Origin of the sequence: Mesorhizobium sp. M4A.F.Ca.ET.022.05.2.1, from assembly GCF_003998845.1 — a bacterium.
In the GTDB taxonomy this organism is placed as follows: Bacteria; Pseudomonadota; Alphaproteobacteria; order Rhizobiales; family Rhizobiaceae; genus Mesorhizobium.
Window position 1 is genome coordinate 1 of the sequence record NZ_RZOJ01000757.1, and the last position, 1,008, is coordinate 1,008.

Genomic DNA, 1,008 nt, shown 5'->3' on the forward strand with positions numbered 1-1,008 from the left:
CAAGGCGGCCCACATCGTCGTGATCTCGTCGGCCGTCAGCACGCGGTCGCGCTCGACCGTTTCGCTCGGCCTCACCATACCTTCGGTCAAGTTGCTGTCCAGATCGCCACGACCGCGCCCCCATCGGATCATGGCGCGAATGTCCTCGAACACCCGGTTTGCCTCGACGGCCGCGCCCCGGTCCCTCACCGCGTCGATCGCCTTGGTGATGTCGCGACGATGCAGGTCCGCGAGCTTCACCTCGCCGATGCAGCCAGATGATGCCTTCTCGACTTTCTTTCCGTCAGCGTCATATCCGGACACATTCTTGCGCAGCCGGCGCGCGATCTCATCGACCGATCGCCGCGATGATGCCCGGCGCGTGAGATAGCTCTCGACCAAATCAAAAACGGTCATCGAGGCGGCGTGCGCCTTCTTGGCGGCAACAGGGTCGCCGCCCTGTTGCACGCTTGCACGAGTCTCCTTGGCCTTCTGGCGAGCGCCCTTGTCGGTGCCGAGCGGTGTCTCGGGATAGGTGCCGAGCTTCAACCATTGCCGCTTGTCGGGCGGCCCGTAAACCGCGAACCAGGTCTTTTGCCCACCCGCCGAGACGCGCAGCACAAGACCTTTGACGGTCGTATCGAAATAGTCGGCTTTTCGGCCGGAACCAGCTTTGGCGGCCTGGCAGAATCTGTCGGTGAGTTCGAGTTTCGGCATCTGTCCAGCGACCAATCTTGCTACAACCGGTTTGCCCGGGGTTCCGTGAGTGATCTACAGAATGATCTACACAAAACCACGCGCTTTGTCGATATCGGCTGCGACAGGTCGCGACGGGATGAAACACTAATTATTTGTTATTCAAAGCATTTTTAGAAATTCAGACTGTCGCACGCCGATCCAGAAAATCGCATTGGAAACCCTCTGTTAACCGGTTGGTCGCTGGTTCGAATCCGGCCCGGGGAGCCAACAATTTCAAGATTTCAAGAGTTTTCAGGATTGGCCGAAGACGGCTGATCCACGGCATATCTG

General features: G+C 58.9%; 1 protein-coding gene. It reads right to left on the minus strand.

The genetic code is table 11. The annotated features are described in order from the left end of the window. On the minus strand, window positions 1-696 hold a 696-nt coding region (locus EN745_RS35160), incomplete at its 3' end, for an integrase arm-type DNA-binding domain-containing protein (RefSeq protein WP_145992346.1). Window positions 697-1,008 lie beyond the last annotated feature (312 nt).